This window comes from Streptomyces sp. CC224B (genome assembly GCF_030010595.1).
Classification (GTDB): domain Bacteria; phylum Actinomycetota; class Actinomycetes; order Streptomycetales; family Streptomycetaceae; genus Streptomyces; species Streptomyces longispororuber.
Genome location: NZ_JASCXL010000007.1, coordinates 23544 through 45811, shown reverse-complemented (window position 1 = coordinate 45811; position 22268 = coordinate 23544). Strand labels below are relative to the sequence as shown.

The following is a 22268-nucleotide window of genomic DNA, read 5'->3' as shown; positions in this document are numbered from 1 at the left end:
CACAGGGACGTCCGCCGCCCGCGTTCCGGGCGTGCCTGACCGCCCTGTGGTTCTCACGCGTCCCGTTCCGCCGCACCACGGGGCGACTCCGCCGCCTTCGCGCAAGGGAGTACCACCATGAGCCACCCCATCGACTCCGTCACCGCCGGCCACACCCCCGACGAGCCGCCCGCCGGGCCCGACACCTCGGCCTGGTCGTTCGAGACCAAGCAGATCCACGCCGGGGCGGTGCCCGACCCGACGACCGGGGCCCGGGCGACACCGATCTACCAGACGACGTCGTTCGTGTTCCGGGACACGCGGCACGCCGCCGACCTGTTCGCACTGGCCGAGCCCGGCAACATCTACACCCGTCTCCACAATCCCACCCAGGACGTCTTCGAGCAGCGCGTCGCGGCCCTGGAGGGCGGGGTCGCGGCCGTGGCGCTCGCCTCCGGGCAGGCGGCGGAGACCCTGGCGATCCTGACGCTGGCGGGCTCCGGCGACCACATCGTCTCCAGTACGTCGTTGTACGGCGGCACCTACAACCTGTTCCGGCACACGCTGCCGAGGCTCGGCGTCACGGTGTCGTTCGTGGACGACCCGGACGACCTCCAGGCGTGGCAGGCGGAGATCCGGCCGAACACCAAGGCCCTGTTCGCGGAGACGCTGGGCAACCCCCGAGGCAACGTGCTCGACGTGCGGGGGGTCGCGGACGTGGCGCACACGGCCGGATTGCCGCTGATCGTGGACAACACGGTCCCGACTCCCTATCTGCTGCGGCCCGTCGAGCACGGCGCGGACATCGTCGTCCACTCGGCGACCAAGTTCCTCGGCGGGCACGGCACGGCCATCGCGGGCGTGGTCGTCGACGGGGGAACCTTCGACTTCGGGGCGCACGCCGAGCGGTTCCCGGACTTCACCGCACCCGACCCCAGCTACCACGGGCTGCGGTACTGGCCCGCGCTGGGACCGGGTGCGTTCGCCGTCAAGCTCCGCGTACAGCTCCTGCGCGACCTCGGCCCGGCCCTGTCCCCGCACTCCGCCTTCCTGCTCCTGCAGGGCGTCGAGACACTCAGCCTGCGGATCGAACGGCACTCCGCCAACGCCCAGGCGCTGGCCGAGTGGCTGGAGCAGCGGGACGAGGTCGCCGCCGTGCACTATCCGGGCCTCGAGTCCAGCCCGTGGTACGAGGCGGCGCGGACGTACCTGCCGAACGGTGCCGGCGCCGTGGTCTCCTTCGAGCTGCGGGACGGCGTCGAGGCGGGCAAGCGGTTCGTGGACGCTGTGGAGCTCTTCAGCCACCTCGCCAACATCGGTGACGTACGCAGCCTCATCATCCACCCGGCGTCCACCACGCACAGCCAGCTCGACGAGGAGCAGCTCGCGGCCACCGGCACCTCCCCCGGCCTGGTGCGCCTGTCGGTCGGCATCGAGAACCTCGCCGACCTCAAGGCCGACCTGGAGGCGGGGTTCCGCGCGGCGAAGGGCGCGTCCTGAACACCGTACTGACGCCGTCCGAGGTCCCCCTCCCGCCGGCCTCCGGGGCCTGGCGGGAGGGGGACCCGCCCGGGCGTCGCCAGTGGTACGAGCGCGAGGCACCGCTTCCCCTGGAAGCCGGGGGTGAACTCCCGGGCGTGCGGCTCGCGTTCGAGACGTGGGGGCGGCTCGCTCCCGACCGCTCCAACGCGGTGCTTGTCCTGCACGCCCTGACCGGCGACAGCCACGTCGTCGGCCCCGCCGAACCCGGGCACCCCACCCCCGGCTGGTGGGACGGGCTCATCGGCCCCGGGCGCGCGCTCGACACGGGCCGCTGGTTCGTCGTGGCTCCGAACGTGCTCGGCGGCTGCCAGGGCAGCACCGGCCCGGTGTCGCTCTCCCCGGACGGCCGCCGCTGGGGCGGTGGCTTTCCCCGCCTGACGCAGCGTGACCAGGTGGCCGCGGAGACGGGCCTGGCCGACACCCTGGGCATCGACCGCTGGGCCCTGGTCGTCGGCGGGTCGATGGGCGGGATGCGGGCGCTGGAGTGGGCCGTGTCGTATCCGGGACGGACGCGGGCGCTCCTGCTGCTCGCCACGTCGGCCGCGGCGAGCGCGGAGCAGATCGCCTGGGCGAGCATCCAGCTCCGTGCCATCCGCGACGACCCGCACTGGCGCGGCGGCGACTACCACGACGCCGGCCCCGGACGCGGCCCGCACGCGGGACTCGGCCTGGCCCGTCGCCTCGCCCACGTCACCTACCGCAGTGAACGGGAGCTCCAGGCCCGCTTCGGCCGGGCGCCGCAGGGTGCGGAGCACCCCTGGAGCGGCGGCCGGTACCAGGTGGAGTCCTACCTCGACCACCACGCCGCCAAGCTCGTGCGCCGCTTCGACGCGGGCAGCTACGTCACGCTGGCAGAGGCCATGAACAGCCACGACATCGGTCGCGGCCGAGGCAGCACGCGCGCCGCCCTGAGCCGTGTGACGGCCAGGACCCTCGTGGCGGGCGTCGACTCGGACCGCCTCTACCCGCTCTCCCAGCAGGCGGAGTTGGCCGCCGGCATACCCACAGCGGACCACCTCCGGGTGGTCGAGTCCCCGTACGGTCACGACGGCTTCCTCATCGAGGTGGAACAGGTCGCCGCACTCGTGAGCGAACTCGTCGGCTAGACCGCGCGGGGTGGCCGCGTGGCGTGTGCGGCGGGCCGCAGGCAGATGCGGCTCCGCGCCCGGCAGCAGGAGCAGCCTGCGCTGGAGTGCGACGCGGGGTGAGCCGAGCAGGTGCGTGAAGGAGAAGCGGGGCGGGATCAGCCCGGTAGCGGGCGTAGCCGAGGCGCTCGGCCCGCTGTGCGAGGTCCAGGGAGGTGCGCAGGGCGTCGGCTGCCGTCGAGCCGGAGGGGATCGGGACCAGGTCGAGAACGCCGAGGGCGGTGTCAGGCAGGGGCGGACTCCTGGGTGAGCGGTGGCGCCGGAAGCACGGGGCCCCATGCGAAGGGCGGGTCCGGGATCTCGCGGCGCAGCACGGGGGCGACCTCGGACTGGAACAGCTCCAGGGAGGCGCGGTGCCGGGCCTCCGTCAGCCCGCCGGCCTCGGCGTGCAGGTGCAGCACGGTGTGCCCGAACTGTTCTCCGGTGACGGGGTCCGGGCGGTGCGCGATCAGGGTGATGGCGAGGAACTTCACGAGGCCACCCGGCCGTGCACGGAGTCGGGGTGGGTGAGGCCGAGGTGGTCGCGGAGGGTCGTGCCCTCGTACTCGGTGCGGAACACGCCCTGTTCCTGCAGGAGCGGGACGACCTTGTCGGCGAAGCCGTCCAGGCCGGTGGGGGTGGTGTGCGGGACGAGAATGTAGCCGTCACTGGCGTCGGCCTGGACGTGGTCGTTGATGGTCCTGGCGATGGTGGCCGGGGAGCCGACGAAGGTCTGCCGGTTGCCGGTGTTGATGACGAGGTCGCGGATGGACCAGTGGTGCGCGGCGGCCAGTTCCCGCCACTCGCGGGCGGTGGCCAGCGGGTCGCGGTACATCCGGACCTGGGCGCGGCCCTGGGAGATGTGGTCGGTGCCGACGTCCGGGTCGATGTCGGGCAGCGGGCCCTCGGGGTCGTAGGAGGACAGGTCCCGGTTCCAGACGAACTCCAGGTGCTTGATGGCGGTGGCACCGCTGACCTGCTGCCGGCGCACCTCCTTGGCGAGTTCCGCGGCCTCTTCGTCCGTATCGGCGAGGACGAAGGTGGCGGCGGGCAGGATCAGCAGGTCGTCGTGGCGGCGGCCGTACGTGGCGAGACGCCTCTTGACGTCCGTGTAGAAGGCCTTGCCGCCCTCCAGGGTGGCGTGCCGGCTGAAGATGGCGTCGGCGGACGAGGCGGCGAACTCGCGGCCCTCCTCGGAGTCACCGGCCTGGAAGACGACGGGCCGGCCCTGCGGGGAGCGCGGGACGTCGAACTGGCCGTGGATGTCGAAGTGCTGCCCGCTGTGGACGAAGGAGCCTGCTTTCGCGTCCCGCAGGAAGACGCCGGTGGCCTGGTCGGCGAGGATCTCGTCGCCGTGCCAGGAGTCGAAGAGCTCGGTGGCCGTGGCCAGGAACTCCTGGGCGCGGGAGTAGCGCTCCTCCTGGGGGAGGAAGCCGCCGCGGCGGAAGTTCTCGCCGGTGAAGGCGTCCCAGGAGGTGACGACGTTCCAGGCGGAGCGGCCGCCGGAGAGGTGGTCGAGGCTCGCGAACTGGCGGGCCACCTCGTACGGCTCGTTGAAGGTGGAGTTGATGGTGCCGGTCAGGCCCAGGTGCTCGGTGACGGCGGCGAGCGCGGCGAGGACCGTGAAGGTGTCGGGGCGGCCGACGACGTCCAGGTCGTAGAGGTGTCCGCCCTGTTCGCGCAGTCGCAGCCCCTCGGCGAGGAACAGGAAGTCGAACTTGGCGCGTTCGGCGGTCCGCGCGAAGTAGGCGAAGGAGCTGAACTCGATGTGGCTGCCGGCCTTCGGGTCGCTCCACACGGTGGTGTTGTTGACGCCGGGGAAGTGCGCGGCCAGGTGGATCTGCTTCAGCGGCTTGCTCATGGCGGGTGCGGTCCTTCCGGCTCAGGCGGTCGCGGCGTAGCGGTTGGCGGGGCGGGCGAGGCCCAGCAGGCCGCGCAGGGTGTCGGCCTCGTAGGCGGTGCGGAAGACGCCCCGGCGCTGGAGTTCGGGGACCAGGCCGCGGGTGATGCCCGGCAGGTCGTGGCCGGCGACGGCCGGCCGCAGGCGGAAGCCGCCGAGGCCCGCCTCGGCGAGTTCCTGCAGCAGGTCGGCGAGTTGTACGGGCGTACCGGCGAACACGCGGGCGTCGCTGGTGTACGGCTCCCCCGCGAGGGCGTCGAGGCGCGCGCGGCGGTCTTCCGCGGCGCTCTGCTCGTCGTCCAGGAAGACCACCACGTCCCCGAAGACGTGGAGGGGTTCGCCCGCTCGCCCGGCGGTCTCCTGCTCGGCGCGGATCTCGGCGACGGCGGCGCGGGCCTGCTCGGCGTCGTGCGGGGTGGTGTAGCCGATGTCGGCCTGACGGGCCACGAGCCGGTACGGAACGCTCTGGTGGGCGAGGGCGGTGACCAGCGGCTGGCCCTGCGGCGGGCGCGGGGTGATGGACGGGCCCTTGACGCTGAAGTACGGGCCCTCGAAGTCGATGTAGTGCAGTTTCTCCCGGTCGATGAAGCGCCCGGTGGCCACGTCACGTATCTCCGCGTCGTCCTCCCAGCTGTCCCACAGCCGCCGTACGACCTCCATGTAGTCGGCGGCCTCGTCGAACAGGTCGGTGAGGCGTTCCTGTCCGGCAGGGCTCCGGAGTTCCGCGAGGCTGGTCGGCGGGAAGGTGCGACGGCCGAAGTGGGCGGCCTCGTGCGGGCGGGCGGACACCTGCACCCGCAGGCCCGCGCGGCCGGTGCTGACGTAGTCGAGGGTGGCGATCGCCTTGGAGATGTGGAACGGCTCCGTGTGCGTGGCGGTCACCGTCGGCACCAGGCCGATGTGGCGGGTGAGGGGCGCGACGCGGGAGGCGGTCAGTACGGCGTCGAGCCGGCCGCGCACCCGGTCCGTACGGCCGTCCGGCTCGCCGTAGTGCGAGGACTGCAGGGCGAGGCCGTCCTCGAAGGTGACGAAGTCGAGCAGGCCGCGCTCGGCCTCGGCGACCAGGTCGGCCCAGTACCCGGCGGTGAACAGGTCCCGGGGGCGCGCGACTTGCTCGCGCCAGGAGGCGGGGTGCCAGCCGGTGCCGTCCAGGGCGACGGCGAGGTGCAGGTGTGCGGGAGACGTGCGCGAAGGGGAGGGTGCGGACACGAGGGTGCCTTCCTGGAGGTCCGTAGGAGATCGCCGGCCCACGGTGATCGGGGCGCACGGCGCTGGGGGACGGGTCAGGAGCAGGAGCGACAGAGGGCGCCGGCCACGCGCTGGAGGTCGATGTGGGGCCGGCCGTGGAGGCGCACGGCACGCGGGGCACCTGTCACCCGGCCCACCTCCACGTCCTCCACGTCATCGCCTTCGACCAGCACAACGGCGCGGCTGTGCCGTTTCTTCCAGGACGGCGGCTGCGGTCGTCGCGGATGGTGAGGGACATGGTCAGGCAGTCTCCGGGGGGCGGCTCGGGGTGTCCGGCGGGCACGGCCGCCCGGCGCGGTACCGGGCGGCGTCCCCAGGGGGAAGTGGGCGCTCCTGGACGGGGTGCGGCGGGTCAGCGGGGAGCGAGGAGGCGTCCCGGGTTCTCCAGGACGTACCGGGCCACGTCCGTGCCGAGCGCGATCCCAGCCTCGTCGGCCGACCGGGTGTGGATGCCGGAGAAGACCCGCGCGTCGACGTTCTCGTCCGAGAGCTGCTTCCACGTGGTGTAGGTCCGGCTCACCCCGGGAGCGGTGGGGCTGGTCAGTGCGAGCGGAGCGGTGCGCGGGCCCACGAGTGCCGACAGGACGGTCTGCGCGGCGCCCGCGTAGGTGGTGTGGCCACTCGGGTGGTCGGGATGCGCGGGGGTGGTGTGCAGCGGCGTCCAGCCGGGGTCGGGGTCGATGCCGCCGGTGCGGATCGCGGTCACGGGGCGCCAGCGTTCGTAGGCGTACTTGCTGTCGGAGGTGGCGATCTGCGTGTCCACCAGCGCCACGTGGAACAGCGCGACCAGCCGCGCCTGCCCGGCGATCCCCTGGTCCGTGCGGGAGAGCGCCACACGCAGCGGCTCGGTGTAGAGGGTGAGGGAGGAGCCGGACCAGAAGGTGGCCGTCCCGGTCTGGTGGGCGCTGCGCACCGTACTGTCGACGGCGCCGTACGCCCGCACCTCCGCGAGGTCGGCGGCGTAGCGCCGCGAGCCGAGGGCGGGCGGCGGGCCGAGCCGGAACTGGCTCTGCGTCCTGAGCAGGAACGGCTCGGCGAGACGGTTGCCGTACTGGATCGCCGGCGCGTGGTCGGGTGGCGTCGGCTGCCATACACCCGGCGCCGCGGGCTTCACCGGGTAGGGGGCGTTGCCCGAGGCGGGGTCGAGTCCGTCGCCCTGCCTCGACGCGAGGACGACGTCCGCCTGTCGCTCTCCGGCGGTGACGCCCCGCTTCTCGGCCGGGCCGTCGGGAATCGCGTCGAGGGTCTCCTTGAACGTCGCGTCGAGCTGCTCCTTGCGGCTCGGGGCCAGCGTCACCAGCGCGCGGTGCACGGCCCCGGCGAGCGCCGCCTCCTGGTACGCGCCGCGGTCGACACCGGCGGGCACGCTCCGGACGGCCCGGGCGGCCGCGAGCCAACTGATGGCCCACGTACGGCTGTTGGTTATCTGCGTGGGCGCCCCGGCCGTCGCGACGGTCTCGGCTGTCGCGTCGTACCAGGCGAGAGCCGTGGACGCACGGCCGGCCGCCGAGGCCTGCGGAACGGCGACGGACGCGGCCAGCAGCGCCGCCGCGCCGAGGGCGATGAGGGCGGGCCGGATGCTGGTCGAACGCACGTGTGCTCCTTTCGCCGGGGTGTGGGTCCGGTCCGCGTCCGGGGCGCGGAGGCGGGAGACGTCGGGGGCAGGCAGGGCTGTGGACCGGGCCATGGGAGGGTTCCTTCGCAGCAGGGCTGACGCGGGCGCCGCACGGCTACGCCCGACGAGCGGCTGCTCGAGGGCGAGAGAGGGCTGCGGTCAGAGGGAGACGAACGAGAAGAACGCGAAGAGCACGAAGAGCGCGACGAGCGGGATCGCGAGCCGTCGAACGGCGATCAGCAACAGACCTGGTCGAACTGGTCGGCGCGGCGGCTCACCCAGAACGGGTCGAGCAGCACCGTGTGTGCCGGGCCAGTGGTCTCCATGCCCGGATCAAAGCACAACAAGGAAGGATGCGTCCACCATGCGTCCACGATGCGTCCGAGCGGCGACGAGCGCCTGCTCACAGCACACGTTCACAGCACCCGCCACAGCGCCCGCTCACAGCGCATCGTGGAGGAACAGCCGTACGGCGCCGGGCGCCCCGCGCCCGGCGCCCGCTCGCGGGTGGAACCGCGCGGGGTGGGCACGCGCGGGCGCGGGGCCGGCCCTCACCGTGCCGCGCGAGGCGGTTCGAGGCGGACGACGATCCCCTTCGACGTGGGCTGGTTGCTGATGTCGGCGACGCTGTCCAGCGGCACCAGGACGTTCGTCTCCGGGTAGTAGGCGGCGGCCGAGCCCTTGGCGGCGGGGTAGGACACGACCTCGAAGTTCTCGGCACGGCGCTCGGTGCCGTCCTCCCAGACGCTCACCAGGTCGACGCGGTCGCCCTGGGCGAGGCCGAGTTCGGTCAGGTCGGCCGGGTTGACGAGGACGACATGGCGGCTGCCGTGGATGCCGCGGTAGCGGTCGTTGTTGGTGTACGGGACGGTGTTCCACTGGTCGTGCGAGCGCAGCGTCTGCAGCAGCAGGTGGCCCTCCGGCGCCCGGGGCACGACGCGCTCGTTGCGGGTGAACAGGGCCTTGCCGACCTTGTTGGGGAACACGCCCTCGTTGACCGGGTTGGGCAGTTGGAAGCCCCCGGGGCGGGTCACCCGGGCGTTGTAGTCGTGGAAGCCCGCCACGACGCGGGAGATGCGGTCGCGGATGGTGCCGTAGTCGCCCTCGAACGTCTCCCAGGGGATGTCGGGCCTGCCGTCCAGGGTGCGGCGCGCGAGCCGGCACAGGATGGCGACCTCGCTGAGCAGCAGCGGGGAGGCCGGCTCCAGGCGGCCCTGGGAGGTGTGCACCTCGCTCATGGAGTTCTCGACGGTGACGAACTGCTCGCCGTCGGCCTGGACGTCACGCTCGGTGCGACCCAGGGTGGGCAGGATCAGCGCGGTGTCGCCGCAGACGGTGTGCGAGCGGTTGAGCTTGGTGGAGATGTGGGCGGTCAGCCGGCACGAGCGCATCGCCTCCTCGGTGACCTCGCTGTCGGGCGCGGCCCGCACGAAGTTGCCGGCCAGGGCGAGGAAGACCTTGACCCGGCCCTCGCGCATCGCCTTGATCGCGTTCACCGAGTCCAGGCCGTGCGGGCGCGGCGGGTCGAAACCGAACTCCTCCTTGAGGGCGTCGAGGAAGGTGTCCGGCATCTGCTCCCAGATGCCCATGGTGCGGTCGCCCTGGACGTTGCTGTGGCCGCGCACCGGGCAGGCGCCGGTGCCGGCGCGCCCCAGGTTGCCGCGCAGCAGCAGGAAGTTGACGATCTCCCGGATGGTGGGCACGCCGTGCTTGTGCTGGGTGATGCCCATCGCCCAGCAGACGATGACGCGTTCGCTGCGCAGGACCTCGTCGCGTACCTGCTCGATCTCCTCGCGGGTCAGTCCGGTCGCGGCGGACACGTCGTCCCAGTCGACGGTGCGGGCGTGCGCGGCGAACTCCTCGAACCCGGTGGTGTGGGCGTTGATGAAGCCGTGGTCGAGGACGGTGCCGGGCCGGGCGTCCTCGGCCTCGAGCAGCAGGCGGTTGAGGGCCTGGAACAGGGCGAGGTCGCCGCCGGGCTTGATGTGCAGGAAGCGGTCGGCGATCTGGGTGCCGCGTCCGACGATCCCGCGCGGTTTCTGCGGGTTCTTGAAGCGCCGCAGCCCGGCCTCCGGCAGCGGGTTGACCGCCACGATCCGGCCGCCGTTGCGCTTGGCCTCCTCCAGGGCGGAGAGCTGGCGCGGGTGGTTGGTGCCCGGGTTCTGCCCGACCAGGAAGATCAGGTCGGCGTGGTGGAGGTCGTCGAGGGTGACGGTGCCCTTGCCGGTGCCCAGGGTCTCGCTCAGGGCGAAGCCGCTGGACTCGTGGCACATGTTGCTGCAGTCGGGCAGGTTGTTGGTGCCGAAGGCGCGGGCGAAGAGCTGGAGGACGAAGGCGGCCTCGTTGCTGGCGCGGCCGGAGGTGTAGAAGACGGCCTCGTCGGGAGAGGCCAGTGCCTTCAGCTCCCGCGCGAGGACGCCCAGGGCGTCGTTCCAGGTGATCGGCTCGTAGTGGTCGGAGCCGGGCCGTTTGACCATCGGCTCGGTGAGCCGCCCCTGCTGGTTGAGCCACATGTCGGAGCGGGCGGCGAGGTCGGAGACGCTGTGCTCGCGGAAGAAGTCGGCGGTGACCCGGCGCGTGGTGGCCTCGTCGTTGATGTGCTTGGCGCCGTTCTCGCAGTACTCGTTGCGGTGGCGGCGGCCCGGGGCCGGGTCCGCCCACGCGCAGCCGGGGCAGTCGATCCCGCCCACCTGGTTCATGGTCAGCAGGTCCACACCGGTCTTCTTCGGTGAGGTCTGCTCCAGGGAGTACTCCAGCGCGTGCACGACCGCGGAGACCCCGGCAGCCCACTTCTTCGGCGGCGTCACGGAGAGGGTGGTCTCCGGCTCCTCACCGGACGGGTTCTGCATCGATTCGCCTTTCTCTGTCCGCTCTCGCGCGTACGGGTTCTCGCGTACGGGTCTTCTCGCGTACGGGGCGCCGCTCAGCCGACGGGCCACTGGGCCACGCGGCTCCGGGGCGGTTCCGGGTGGTCGTGCTGCACGCGGCCGTTGCGGATGGTGCCGCGCCAGGCCCCGCCCTCCTGGCCGAGGCCCTCGATGAACCGCTTGAAGTTCATGAGTTCGCCGCGCACGAGGCGGGCGGCCAGCCGGGTCGCCCGGCCGGATCGGGTGAGCACCCGCGCGGCTCCCGGCGGCTCCAGGAGCATCCGGACGGTGATCGCCGTGCCGCCGGCCCGCGTCGGCGTGAACTCGACCTCGCCCTGGTGGGAGGGGTGCTGCCGCATACCGCGCCAGGCCAGGTAGGCGTCGGGGTCCTGCTCCACGATCTCGACCGCGAAACGGCGGCGCAGGGGCCCGTAGCCGAGGGTCCAGGCGGTCACGGTGGGCCTGACCTGCTCGACGTCCCGCACCACGCCCGAGAAGCGCGGGAAGGACTTGAACTGCGTCCACTGGTTGTACGCCGTCCGCACCGGCACCGCGACCTCGACCGTCTCCTCGACGTGCTGCTCGCGCAGCGGCCGACGGCGCGTGCCGCCGTCGCCTCCGCTAGCCGCCGTCCCCAGCGGCGCGGGCGGCCGGGCCTGCTGGGCGTCGTCTTCATGCGTCGCCATCGTGGTCTCTCCTCCGGGCGGAGAACCAGGCGTCCGGGGACCCGGCCTCCGCTCACGCGTCGGGGCTTGTTCCCGGTACCCCCGTCGTGGGTCTTGAGTCACTTCGATACGCCCGTGTGCCTCGCGGTTCCGGTTACGGGGGACCGGTGCCGGGCGGGTCACCGGGGCAGGGCCGCCGTGGCGCGGGCCGGGTCGGCTTTGGGGTCCGCGGTCCGGCATACGGGTTCCGGCCGGTAGCCGTGGGACATCGGCTTCCCCGCACGTTCGCTTCGGTCGCCTTCAGTTTCACCCCCTGCGGGTCCGCTCGCCACTCACCGTGATCATGCGTGTGACCGGCGGTCGCTTGAGGGGCGTCGGCGATGCCGTCGGTACGGGTGGGGGTCGGCGGGCGGGGGCCCGCGCCGCCGCCGTGGGTGATGGCCGATTCCCGACTCGGCCCCGCGTCTACATGGACATGCCAGCACGGAAGGTGGTGACGTAGTGCGTGGGCACTCCTGTGCGGCGGCCGGTTCACCACACCACGAACCCATGCGCACCCAACGCCGAGGTGAAGGGACGATCGATGAGCGACCGGACGCACAGCACATCATCGAACCGGGACACGGGGCCCGCGGCCCCCGGGGCACCACACGGCGGGAAGGATCGCTCCTGGTTCCGGCGCACGGGCCCGGCGCACCGGCAGCCCCGGACGACAGCCCGCCCGTTGCCGGCGCTGGTGGCCACGGCGGCCCTGCTGACCGTACCCCTGCTGCCGCTCCCGGCGGCCCACGCGGACGCACCGGCCACGACGGCGGCGGCAACCGCGGTCGGGCCGACCGCCACCGACCCGACAGGGAACGACGACACAGCAGGGAACGTCGGCACGGCGTCGACGACCTCCGGCCGGTCGCGCGAGGCGGCGCGCGGCGGTGACGACGCAGGGCGCGGCGGCGAGAAGTGGCGGGGCACCTGGGCGACCTCCGTGCAACCGCCGGGGCGGACGCTCCTGCCCAACTGGTCGCAGGAGGGCTTCGAGCAGCAGTCGCTGCGCCAGGTCGTGCGGGTCAGCATCGGGGGCGCCGCCGTCCGCTTCAAGCTCTCCAACCGTTACGGCTCCACCCCGTTGCGGGCGGCCGGGGCCGCGGTCGGGCGGACGGCCGAGGGCGCGGCGGTGTGTGAGGGCACCAGCAGGACCCTGACCTTCGGCGAGGAGAAGGCGGTGACCGTCCCGGCCGGTGGCGACGTGTTCAGTGACGCCCTGCGGATGCGGGTCAAGCCGCTGGAGTCGCTGACGCTCACGCTGTACCTGGCCGAGCCGACCGGCCCGGCCACGTACCACATGTCGGCCTTGACCACGAGTTACCGGGCGGCGGGCGACCTGCGGTTCGACGAGAGCGGCGAGGCGTTCACCGACACCTCCGTGTCCTGGTACTACGTCGCGGACGTCGAGGTCAGGGGCGGTCCGACGGGGCGCCGGAACGGGGTGGTGACGTTCGGGGACTCGATCACCGACGGTTTCGCCTCCACCGTGGACGCCGACAATCGCTATCCGGACGAATTGGCGGAGCGGTATGCCCGCGAGGGCCGGCCGCGCGGCGTCCTCAACCACGGGATCAGCGGCAACATGATCACCTTCGGTACGCCGGGCACGGGTGAGAGCGGCGTCGACCGCTTCAGGAAGGACGTGCTCCCCGAGTCGGGCGTCAGCACGGTCGTCGTGCTGGAGGGCATCAACGACGTCGGTCTGAGCGAACTCCCGGGCAGTCCGGTCCCGGACGTGTCGGTCGAACAGCTCGTCGCCGCCCACCGCGACGTCATCGGGCAGGCCCGCGCCAAGGGTCTCAAGGTGATCGGCGCGACCCTCACGCCCTTCAAGGGCGCCGTGTACTTCAGCGAGCGCGGCGAGGCCAAGCGGGAAGCGCTCAACGAGTGGATACGTACGTCGGGCGCGTACGACCGCGTCATCGACCTGGACCGGGCACTGGCCGACCCCGCCGACCCGGACCGGCTCGCCCCCGCGTACGACAGCGGCGACCACCTGCACCCGAGCGACGCCGGTTACCACGCCATAGCCGAGGCGATCGACGTCGACTCGCTGTAGTGGACCGAACCCGGGCATCCGGCGTCCGGCACGTGTCCCCTGGAGCGCCCGGTGCTGCCGAGGCGGCAGCACCGGGCGCGTGCGACGCTAGGACTCGCCGGTGATCCTGGCCGAGCCGATCGTCGCCGCGGCGATCTCCCTGGCGGCGGTCCGGGTCGACGAGTTGGCGTTCAGACTGCTCAGCGAGGTCTGGTTGAGCGCGTGGACGACGAACTCGTAGGTGTTCACCGTCGAGGGCGAGCACGGCCCCTGGTAGCCGTAGAGGCTCGCGCTGCCACGGTAGTAGACCTGCCTGGCTCCCGCCGGGGTCGAGGGCTGGTACTTGTGCTCGACGTTCTGGGGCAGCGAGGTCGTGCTCGCCGGGATGTCGTAGATGACCCAGTGGATGAGGTTGGCGTTGTCGAGGTCGCGCATGACGATCGCGTAGCTCTTGGCGGCGGCCGGAGCGCCTGACCAGCTCAAGGGAGGGGATTCGTTCCTCTTGGCGGGGTCGTTCCCTCCCCCGCTGGTGCACTCGTGGACCTTGGGGATGACGCCGCCGTTGGCGAACGCGGTGCTGGACAGGGCGAACGCGCTCCGGTTCTCCGACGGCGCCGACGGGACCGAGGAAGCGGTGGCCGGCGAGAGGCCGACGGCCCCGGTGACGAGCAGAGCGCACAGCGCGATCCTTGCACTTCTCACTGGAGGCTCCCGAGGATACTTGTGGCCGCTTGGATGTCCGTGGCGCAAGAGGGGTACTCGTGCGGCGGAACCAGCCTATGAATCCCGGGTTCTGACGTCATGTCACTTATCGACCCGATCGCTGTACTTTTCTCGCCCCCGCTGCGTCATCTCGGACACGCCGGTCCATTGCCCATGGGTCGACCTCCGGACGGTCGTCGGCCCGGCGGCTGGAGGGCCGCCGGGCCTGTTCGGTGCCGAGCGTGGTGGCGTTCGGTGGTGGGGGGCGGTCAGACCCAGATGGACAGGCGGGCGGTGGTGGGGGTGGCGTCACAGAAGTAGCTGACCGCCTGGCCGCGGGCGACGTAGTCCTTGCCTGCTGCGTCGCAGGCGGCGGCGCTCGGGTACATGCCGACGTAGACGTACCCGGCGGCCTGGGCGGACGGGGCGAGCAGCAGGGCGGCTGCGGCCAGCAGCCCGGTCAGGCTCAGGGCCGAAATCACTTTGCGCATGGGTGTGTTGCTGCCTTCCTGTTCCGGTGGCGAGCACTCCGGTCGTGATGGTCCGGTGCGTGGTAAGCAGCTTCCTGCACTGTTGGACCGGAGGGCAATGGTCGAGACCAATGAACTTGGCCGGAAGTTGTCGGAGCAGCCCTGACCGGGCGGATGGTCCGCGGATCTCCGACCGGGCAGTAACGGTGTCCACCGGTTTTCGAGCGCTGCTTGCCGCGAGCTATGCCGTGGTCGGCCAGGCCCCGCGGTCCAACAGCTCGAGGACGAGTGCGGCGATGTTCCACGCATCGTCCTCGCCACGGTGATGGCGGCCTTCGAGCGGCAGTCCGGCGATCCGCAGGGCGTGGTCCATGCCGGGTTTCCTGCGCAGCCCGTAGGCCGCGGCGAAGACGGCCTTGGCGTTGGTGTGGCTGCTGCGCTCCACTGGGTGGCCGAAGGGGTAGGCCACCCCGTCGGCCCGGCTCTGCCGAGCGAATTGCCGGCGGTCGTACTCGCCCCAGCTCGCCCAGGGGCGCTCCCCGGCCTCGTACTCCTCGACGAGGATCCGACATGCCTCGGCGAAGGTGACGCCCCTTTCCACCTCGGCCTGTGTCAGGCCGGTCAGCTCGGTGCAGAAGTCGCTCACCGCCGACCGGGCGGGGCGTACCAGGACACGGTGGCGGGACACGCGGCGCCGTGCCGACACGTCCACGACGGTGAGGCCGATCTCGATGATCTCGTGCACGGAGCCGGGCGGCGGCTGCCCGTCCCAGCAAGTGGCCTCTACATCGATGACGTTCAGCAGAGCGGGTTCGGGGCGCATGGGGCCGAGGGTAGGCAGGCGTGCCCGGACGCGTCACCTCGTTTCCGTCGGCACCCGCCGCGGTCGTTCCCATCGGCGCGGCACAGGGGAACACGCTGAGTCAGACGAGGAGGGAGCGTCCCGTCGGGGCGAGTCGGAGCGTGCTGGGGCGAGCGGTCACGGCGCGCTCGACGGCGGGCAGGATCTCGTTCCGCGCGCGGGGGTCGGCCCGCAGGGCGGCGAGGTGGCGGCGGTGCGCGTGCTCGTCGGGGTACGAGCCGAGGACCACGACGGCGTTCTCACCGGTGCGGACCGGCAGCCGTGGAAAGGTGTTGGGCGCGGTCTCGGTGGCCAGGACGGCCAGCGGCGCGGGTCCCGTCGCGCGCAGCACGGGCAGCAGGCCGTCCCGGAGCAGCGCCACCCCCTCGTGCTGTCCGGGCGGGAAGGACCACACCATGGCGGCCACGAAACGGTCCGGCGCCGGGGCACCCGGCCGCGGCCGGTCGGCGGGCCGGACGGCGGGGCCGCTCCCGGGTGACAGCGGCCGCAGCAGCAGGACGTCGTCGGAGTCGAGCATCGTGGCGTTCGCCCGCGCCCCGTGCTCGGCCCACACCGGACCGTCGTAGAACGCCGTCAGCGCGTGCCGGCGCGCCGCCATGTCCGGGAAGCCGCGCAGCCAGACGAAGCGGTCGGGGTCGTCGAGGTCCCGGAACTGGCCCAGCACGGTCATCCCGGTGTCCTCCTGGGTCTCGACGAACGCGCGGTCGAAAAGGTCGATCAGCTCGTCGCGGCGGCCGGGGCGCAGCGTGTACTGCCGCAGCTCGATCACGGCGAGACCACTGGTGAGGCGGTCGGCGGGACGGTCGGTGAGGTGGTCGGTGGGCACAGGGGCTCCTGTCGGTGCGTGGGTGCGGGGTGGTGTCCCGGCCCGGGCGGCCGGAACAGGGTGGGAGAGGGGAAGGGAGGCGAGGCGGGTCGACGGTAGGCGGCCCGTGTGACAGGGGCTGTCAGGGTTTCGGGGCAGGATGGGCGCATGTCCGCCGGCCGTCTGCTGTCGTTGCTGCTGTTGCTCCAGTCGCGGGGCCGTGTGACCGCGCGAGCGGTCGCCGAGGAGCTGGGCGTGTCGGTGCGGACCGCGTACCGGGACGTGGCGCGGCTTCAGGACGCCGGGGTCCCGGTGTACGCGGAGCCCGGCCGCGGCGGCGGCTACCGGCTGCTCGACGGCTACCGCACCCGGCTCACCGGGCTGAGCGAGGGCGAGGCCCGGGCGCTGCTCTTCGCCGGGCTGCCCGGCCCGGCCGCCGACCTGGGGCTCGCGGCGGAGGTGACGGCGGCGCGGCTGAAGCTGCTCGCCGCGCTTCCGGCCGGGCCGCGGGAGGAGGCGGAGCGGACGGCGGCGGTGTTCCACCTGGACGCGCCCGGCTGGTACCGGGAGCCCGAACCGGCGCCGCACCTGCCGCTGCTGGTGGACGCCGTGCTCACCGGGCGCGCGGTGGACGTGCGCTACCGCCGCTGGCGGGAGCCGCGAGAGGTGCGGCGCCGCCTCTGCCCTTACGGCCTGGTCCTGAAGTCCGGTACGTGGTACCTGGTCGCGGCCGCGGAGCAGCGGACCGCGACCTACCGCGTCGCCCAGGTCCTCGACGCCGTGGTGAGCGACGAGCGCTTCGACCGCCCCGCGGACTTCGACCTGGGCGCGTACTGGGCGTCGTACCTGGACGACTTCGAGACGCGCCGCTACACCGGCACGGCCACCGTCCGCCTGTCCCCGCGGGGGCTGCGGCGCCTGCCCGACAACGTGCCGCCGTACGTGGCGCGGGCGGCCGAGGCCGCCGCGGGCGCCCCCGGCGACGACGGCTGGGTCGAGACGGTCATCCCCGTCGAGAGCGTCCCGCACGCGTGCGGCGAGCTGCTGCGGCTCGGCGCCGACGTCGAGGTCGTCGCGCCGCCCGAGCTGCGCGCGGCCCTGGCCGGCACGGTGGCCGCCCTCGCCCGGACGTACGGAGTGCGCTGACGCGGGCCGCGCGTCCAGTGACCGGGCCGCACGGCCGCGGGCCGGGGGGACGCCCGTGGCCCGTCCGCTCTCGGCAGAGTTCCTGTGCCCGGCGCGCCCCGCCTGCCACGATGGCCGCATGAGCGAGACGCGTACCGTCCTGCGCAGGCTCGATCTGGGGTACTTCGTGCGTCCGGCGGCCGAGGCGGGCGGGCCGGAGCCACGGGTGGAGCCCGCGTTCGCCTACCTGGTGCGGCACGAGCGGGGGCTGCTCCTGTTCGACACCGGGATCGGCGAGGCGGGGCCCGACGCCGAGGCGCACTACCGGCCCCGGCGGCGGCCGCTGCGCGCGGCCCTGGCGGCCGCCGGGGTGGGCCTGGACGACATCGCGCTGGTGGTCAACTGCCATCTGCACTTCGACCACTGCGGCGGCAACCCGCTGCTGTCGGGGCGGCCGGTGTTCGTGCAGGAGGCCGAGCTGGCCACCGCGCGGCGGGGCGGCTACACGGCCGACCAGCTCGTCGACTTCCCCGGCGTGCGCTACCACGAGCTGTCGGGCGAGGCGGAGGTCTGGCCGGGGGTGTGGGTGGTGCCGACCCCGGGCCATACGGAGGGGCACCAGTCCCTGGTCGTGCGTGGTGCCGACGGCGTGGTGGTGCTCGCGGGCCAGGCACGGGACCAGGCCTCGCAGTTCGGTGCGGACCAGTTGGCCCGGCGGGCCGCGCGGGACGGGGTCGCGGCCCCGCTGCCGGCGTATCCGCCGTGGCTGGACCGGGTGGCCGCGTTCGAGCCGCGCCGGGTGTGCTTCGCCCACGACGCGTCGGTCTGGGAGCCGTCGTAGGGATGCCCCCCTGCTCCGAGGTGACGAGTCGTCAGATCGCGGAGGTGTCGCGGCCCTCCCAGTAGGGCGCGCGGAGCCGCCGTTTGTACAGCTTGCCGTTGGGGTCCCGGGGCATCGCCGTGACGAAGTCGACGCTCTTGGGCCGCTTGTAGCCCGCCAGGTGCTGAGCGCAGTGGCGCAGGATGTCGGCGGCGAGCGCGTCGTCGGGCGCGTGCCCGGGCGCAGGTTCGACGACGGCCTTGACCTCCTCGCCCCAGTCGTCGTGCGGGATGCCGAACGCGGCGGCGTCGGCCACGGCCGGGTGCCCGAGCAGGGCGGACTCGATCTCGGCGGGGTAGATGTTGACGCCGCCCGAGATGATCAGGTCGATCTTGCGGTCGCGGAGGAAGAGGTAGCCGTCGTCGTCCAGGTGGCCGAGGTCGCCGACGGTGAAGAAGTCGCCGATGCGGTTCTTGCGCGTCTTCGCCTCATCCTTGTGGTACGCGAAGCCGCCCGTGGTCATCCGCATGTAGACGGTGCCGAGTTCGCCCGGCGGCAGCCGGTTGCCGTCGTCGTCGAAGACCGCGAGTTCGCTGATGGGCCACGCCTTGCCGACGGTGCCGGGCTTCTTCAGCCAGTCCCGGGCGGTCGCGAACGCGCCGCCGCCCTCGCTGGCCGCGTAGTACTCCTCGACACACTCGCCCCACCAGTCGATCATCGCCCGCTTCACGTGCTCCGGACAGGGCGCCGCCCCGTGCAGGGCGTGGCGCAGGGACGACACGTCGTACGCGGCCCTGGTCGCGGCGGGCAGCGCGAGCAGGCGGTGGAACTGCGTCGGGACCATGTGGGTGTGCGTGCACCGGTGGGTGTCGATGAGGCGCAGCATCTCCTCGGGCGTCCACCGGTCCATGACGACCAGCGGGTGGCCGATGTGCAGGGCGGCACCCGCGAACTGGAGGACTGCGGTGTGGTAGAGCGGCGAGCACACCAGGTGCACGTTGCCGTCGAAGGGCTTGATGCCGAAGAAGCCGAGGAAGCCGCCGAGGTGGGACTCCTCAGGGGATGTGCCGGGCAGCGGGCGGCGGATGCCGCGCGGCCGTCCCGTCGTACCGGAGGTGTAGTTCATCACCCAGCCGAGCGTCCGGTCCCGCGGCGGTGACTCCGGCTGCCCGTCGAGGAGTTCGGTGTACGGGCGGAAGCCGGGCACGTCGCCGACGGCGTACCGGCGCGGGGCCGGGAGTCCGGCCTCGTCGGCGGCGGCGGTGGCCGCGGCGGCGAACCGCTCGTGGGCGATGAGCACCCGGGCGCCGGAGTCGGCGACGATCCAGGCGATCTCGGGGCCGACGAGGTGGTGGTTGACGGGCACGAGGTAGAGACCCGCCTGGGTGGCGGCGAGGTACGCGGTGAGGAACTCGGCGCCGTTCGGCAGGACCACGGCGAACGCGTCACCCTGCCGCAGGCCCGCCGCGCGCAGCCCGTGCACCAGCTGGTTGGCGGCGGCGTGCAGGCGGCCCGCGCTCCACCGGGCGCCGTCGGGCGTGGTGAGGACGGTCCGGTCGGGGTCGGCCGACGCCTGGGCCCAGAAGCCGTTCGGCGGAGTACTGCTGGTCATCGGGGGCCTCCTCGGGTTCGGGTCCGCTGGGGTGCCTGTGCCGCGGGTGGCGGGTGCGTGTGCCGCCGGTGGGGGGTGCCTGTGGCGCTGGCGCCGGGTGCCTGTGCCGTCGGCGCCGGGTACGTGTGCCGCTGGTGCCGGGTGGCGCGGGTGGGCCGTGCGCGGGCTGGCGTGTCCGGTGCCGTGGGGCGCCGCGTGCGGGCGTACGCCTCCGGTGGCGTGGTGGGGTCCGGCGACGGCGCCCGCGTGGGTCAGGACCTTCCGGCGATGCGGTCGAGCCGGGCGACGGCGCGCTCGAAACCGCGGGTCAGGTCGTCGAAGACCTCCTGGACGCCGCGCTCGCTTGTCATCCGGCCGACGATCTGCCCCACGGGCGTGCCGAGCAGCGGCTCCACCTCGTACCTCTGGATGCGGGACACGGCGTCGGCGACGAGCAGCCCTTGCAGCGGCATGGGCAGCGGTCCGGGGCCCGCGGGGTCGTCCCAGGCGTCGGTCCAGGCGGTGCGCAGCTGGCGCGCCGGTTTGCCGGTGAGCGCGCGGGAGCGGACGGTGTCGCCCGAGCCGGCGGCGAGCAGCTTGCGCGTGAGCGCCGGGGAGTGCAGGTCCGCCTCGGCCGTGGTGAGCCAGACGGAGCCGAGCCAGACGCCCTGGGCGCCCAGGGCGAGCGCGGCGGCGACCTGTTCGCCGCTGCCGATGCCGCCCGCGGCGAGCACGGGCAGCGGCGCGACGGCCTCGGCGACCTCGGGCGTCAGGACCATCGTGGCGATCTCGCCGGTGTGGCCGCCCGCCTCGTAGCCCTGCGCCACCACGATGTCGATGCCCGCGTCGGCGTGCTTGCGCGCGTGCCGGGTGCTGCCCGCGAGCGCGGCGACGAGCACGTCCCGCTCGTGGGCGCGCGCGATCACGTCGGCGGGCGGTGAGCCGAGCGCGTTGGCGAGCAGGGCGAGCGGGTAGTCGAGGGCGACGTCGAGCTGGCCGCGGGCGACCTGCTCCATCCAGCCGGTGATGCGCCAGCCCGCGGCCTCCCCCTCGGCCGGCTCGGGCACGCCGTGCCGCGCGAGGGTGTCCTTGACGAACTGCCGGTGCCCTTCCGGGATCAGCGCCTCGACCTCGGCCTCGGTGACGCCCTCGACCTTCTTCGCGGGCATCACCACGTCCAGGCCGTAGGGCCTGCCGTCCACGTGGTCCTGGATCCAGTCGAGGTCGCGCGCGAGGTCGCCGGGCGCGGTGTAGCGGACCGCGCCGAGCACGCCGAGACCCCCGGCCCTGCTGATGGCGGCGGCCACCGCGGGGAACGGCGTGAAGCCGAAGACGGCGTGCTCGATCCCCAGTCGCCTGCTCAACTCCGTCTGCATGGGCGCAGGATGCCGCAGCCGCCCGGACGACGGAAGGGATTTTCTGATGTTGCGTCAGATTTGCGCGCGCGGCGTGGCGTCCGCGACCAGGAGACGGCTGACCGATCGGTCAGATCACTGACCGATCGGTTAGAGTGCGGTCGGAGCGACGCCCCGCACGACAGGGCGCGCCGTGAGCACCCCTGGAGGGAACGTGACGGACATGAGGCGTGAACGCACGACGTGCTGTGTGGTGGGCGGCGGACCGGCGGGCATGATGCTCGGCCTGCTGCTCGCCAGGGCCGGTGTCGACGTGACCGTCCTGGAGAAGCACGGGGACTTCCTGCGTGACTTCCGCGGGGACACCGTGCACCCGTCGACGCTGCGGCTGCTCGACGAACTGGGCCTCGGCGAGCGCTTCGCCGAGCTGCCCGCGCGCAGGCTCCACGAGATGCGGATGCGCATCGACGGCACCACGGTCGTCGCGGGCGACCTGCGCCGCATCCCGGGGCGCCACAAGTACATCGCGATGGTCCCGCAGTGGGACTTCCTCGACCTGCTCGCGCGCGCCGCCGCCGAGGAACCGACGTTCACGCTGCGGATGCGTACAACCGTCTCGGGGCTGCTCACCGACGCGGACGGCCGGGTCACCGGGGTGACGTACGAGGACGAGCACGGCGCCCCCGGGGAGCTGGCCGCGGACCTCACCGTCGCCTGCGACGGCCGCGACTCGCGCGTACGGCGGGCCGCGGGGATGACGCCCGAGTACTACGAGGTACCCATGGACGTCTGGCAGGTACGGGTGCCCGCGCCGCGCGACGCGGCGAAGGACGGCCGGGTCTTCCTGAGCATCCGTGACGGCCAGGTCGCCGCCACCATGGACCGCGGCGACTACTACCAGACCTCCTACCTCATCGAGAAGGGCGCCGACGCGCGGCTGCGGGCCCACGGCATCGAGTGGTTCCGCGAGCGGCTGGGCGGGCTGCTCGACTGGGACGCCGAGGCACTGCGCGGGATCCGCTCCTGGGACGACGTGAAGCTCCTGGAGGTCACCATGGGGCGGCTGCGCCGCTGGTACCGCGAGGGGCTGCTGTGCATCGGAGACGCCGCGCACATCATGTCGCCCGTCGGCGGCGTCGGCGTCAACCTCGCGGTGCAGGACGCGGTGGCCGCCGCCCGCGTCCTCGCCGGCCCGCTGCGGCGCGGCCGGGTCACCGCGGCGGACCTGGAGCGGGTGCAGAAGCGACGCCGGCTGCCCGTGGCGGTGACGCAGCGGTCGCAGCGGGGCGAGCACGACATGCTGCTGCGCCCCGCCCTGGCCGGGACGCTTCGGGGCGACCGGCTGCCGCTTCCGCTCAGGCTGCTCCAGAAGGTGCCGCCGCTGCGGACGGTCACCGGCTACCTGGGCGGGGTGGGCGTACGGCCGGAGCACGCGCCGGAGTTCGCCCGGCGCTGACCGCGCGGCGGCGCGCCGCCCGCCACCACGCGGCCCGTCCTCGGCACTTGGCCCCGGCTCGG

The 22268-nt window shown here is 73.2% G+C and carries 18 protein-coding genes and 2 pseudogenes; 6 read left to right on the top strand and 14 right to left on the bottom strand.

Features of this window, described 5'->3' with window-relative positions:
* Nucleotides 1–117 precede the first annotated feature (117 nt).
* Entirely contained in the window at nt 118–1479 is a 1362-nt protein-coding gene (locus QK440_RS04735; RefSeq protein ID WP_282791674.1) for a bifunctional o-acetylhomoserine/o-acetylserine sulfhydrylase, read from the top strand.
* Nucleotides 1476–2627, top strand: a complete 1152-nt coding sequence (locus QK440_RS04730; RefSeq protein WP_282791726.1) for a homoserine O-acetyltransferase — start codon at nt 1476–1478, stop codon at nt 2625–2627. The genes QK440_RS04735 and QK440_RS04730 overlap by 4 nt, the downstream gene beginning before the upstream one ends.
* A gap of 51 nt (nt 2628–2678) precedes the next feature.
* Here the strand turns inward: QK440_RS04730 and QK440_RS04725 are convergent.
* From QK440_RS04725 to QK440_RS04695, 8 genes and pseudogenes are all read right to left on the bottom strand, one after another.
* Nucleotides 2679–2898, bottom strand: a pseudogene (locus tag QK440_RS04725) (hypothetical protein); the annotation flags it as partial.
* Nucleotides 2891–3085, bottom strand: a pseudogene (locus QK440_RS04720) (LLM class flavin-dependent oxidoreductase); the annotation flags it as partial. The pseudogenes QK440_RS04720 and QK440_RS04725, both read right to left, overlap by 8 nt.
* A 50-nt stretch (nt 3086–3135) precedes the next feature.
* The gene (locus QK440_RS04715) at nt 3136–4506 is read right to left on the bottom strand and encodes an NtaA/DmoA family FMN-dependent monooxygenase (RefSeq protein WP_282791673.1); all 1371 of its coding nucleotides are present in this window, start codon (nt 4504–4506) and stop codon (nt 3136–3138) included.
* 21 nt (nt 4507–4527) lie between these two features.
* Entirely contained in the window at nt 4528–5754 is a 1227-nt protein-coding gene (locus QK440_RS04710; protein ID WP_282791672.1) for an LLM class flavin-dependent oxidoreductase, read from the bottom strand.
* Nucleotides 5755–5828: 74 nt separating this feature from the next.
* The gene (locus QK440_RS41345; RefSeq protein ID WP_349239264.1) at nt 5829–5900 is read right to left on the bottom strand and encodes a putative leader peptide; all 72 of its coding nucleotides are present in this window, start codon (nt 5898–5900) and stop codon (nt 5829–5831) included.
* Nucleotides 5901–6145: 245 nt separating this feature from the next.
* Nucleotides 6146–7387, bottom strand: a complete 1242-nt coding sequence (locus QK440_RS04705; RefSeq protein ID WP_282791671.1) for a vanadium-dependent haloperoxidase — start codon at nt 7385–7387, stop codon at nt 6146–6148.
* Between the two features lie 572 nt (nt 7388–7959).
* Nucleotides 7960–10257 carry an FdhF/YdeP family oxidoreductase gene (locus QK440_RS04700; protein ID WP_282791670.1) on the bottom strand — a complete coding sequence of 766 codons (2298 nt, stop codon included), beginning with the start codon at nt 10255–10257 and terminating at the stop codon, nt 7960–7962.
* Nucleotides 10258–10331: 74 nt separating this feature from the next.
* The gene (locus QK440_RS04695) at nt 10332–10961 is read right to left on the bottom strand and encodes an SRPBCC family protein (RefSeq protein ID WP_282791669.1); all 630 of its coding nucleotides are present in this window, start codon (nt 10959–10961) and stop codon (nt 10332–10334) included.
* 703 nt (nt 10962–11664) lie between these two features.
* Between QK440_RS04695 and QK440_RS04690 the strand changes: the two genes are divergently transcribed.
* The gene (locus tag QK440_RS04690) at nt 11665–13041 is read left to right on the top strand and encodes an SGNH/GDSL hydrolase family protein (protein WP_282791668.1); all 1377 of its coding nucleotides are present in this window, start codon (nt 11665–11667) and stop codon (nt 13039–13041) included.
* An 87-nt stretch (nt 13042–13128) separates the two neighbouring features.
* Here the strand turns inward: QK440_RS04690 and QK440_RS04685 are convergent, their stop codons facing one another.
* The 4 genes from QK440_RS04685 to QK440_RS04670 all read right to left on the bottom strand — a co-directional run bounded on the left by QK440_RS04685 (nt 13129) and on the right by QK440_RS04670 (nt 15880).
* Nucleotides 13129–13722 (bottom strand): YbhB/YbcL family Raf kinase inhibitor-like protein, encoded by a 594-nt coding sequence (locus tag QK440_RS04685; protein WP_282791667.1) that lies wholly within the window; start codon nt 13720–13722, stop codon nt 13129–13131.
* 269 nt (nt 13723–13991) lie between these two features.
* Nucleotides 13992–14213, bottom strand: coding sequence for a hypothetical protein (locus QK440_RS04680; protein ID WP_282791666.1), 222 nt, complete (start codon nt 14211–14213; stop codon nt 13992–13994).
* Nucleotides 14214–14433: 220 nt separating this feature from the next.
* The gene (locus QK440_RS04675; RefSeq protein WP_282791665.1) at nt 14434–15015 is read right to left on the bottom strand and encodes a 3'-5' exonuclease; all 582 of its coding nucleotides are present in this window, start codon (nt 15013–15015) and stop codon (nt 14434–14436) included.
* Between the two features lie 100 nt (nt 15016–15115).
* Nucleotides 15116–15880, bottom strand: coding sequence for an NIPSNAP family protein (locus QK440_RS04670; RefSeq protein WP_282791664.1), 765 nt, complete (start codon nt 15878–15880; stop codon nt 15116–15118).
* A gap of 147 nt (nt 15881–16027) precedes the next feature.
* Here QK440_RS04670 and QK440_RS04665 point away from each other — a divergent pair, with 147 nt between their 5' ends.
* Together QK440_RS04665 and QK440_RS04660 are read left to right on the top strand one after the other, a co-directional pair.
* Nucleotides 16028–17005 carry a WYL domain-containing protein gene (locus QK440_RS04665; RefSeq protein WP_282791663.1) on the top strand — a complete coding sequence of 326 codons (978 nt, stop codon included), beginning with the start codon at nt 16028–16030 and terminating at the stop codon, nt 17003–17005.
* 118 nt (nt 17006–17123) lie between these two features.
* Nucleotides 17124–17825, top strand: a complete 702-nt coding sequence (locus QK440_RS04660; RefSeq protein ID WP_282791662.1) for an MBL fold metallo-hydrolase — start codon at nt 17124–17126, stop codon at nt 17823–17825.
* A gap of 31 nt (nt 17826–17856) precedes the next feature.
* Here QK440_RS04660 and QK440_RS04655 read toward each other — a convergent pair whose 3' ends face one another.
* Nucleotides 17857–19416: an acyl-CoA synthetase gene (locus tag QK440_RS04655; protein WP_282791661.1), complete on the bottom strand. Its 1560-nt coding sequence runs from the start codon at nt 19414–19416 to the stop codon at nt 17857–17859.
* A 251-nt stretch (nt 19417–19667) separates the two neighbouring features.
* Nucleotides 19668–20771: a nitronate monooxygenase gene (locus tag QK440_RS04650; protein WP_282791660.1), complete on the bottom strand. Its 1104-nt coding sequence runs from the start codon at nt 20769–20771 to the stop codon at nt 19668–19670.
* 202 nt (nt 20772–20973) lie between these two features.
* Between QK440_RS04650 and QK440_RS04645 the strand changes: the two genes are divergently transcribed.
* Nucleotides 20974–22206 (top strand): FAD-dependent oxidoreductase, encoded by a 1233-nt coding sequence (locus QK440_RS04645; protein WP_282791659.1) that lies wholly within the window; start codon nt 20974–20976, stop codon nt 22204–22206.
* The last annotated feature ends 62 nt before the right edge of the window (nt 22207–22268 follow it).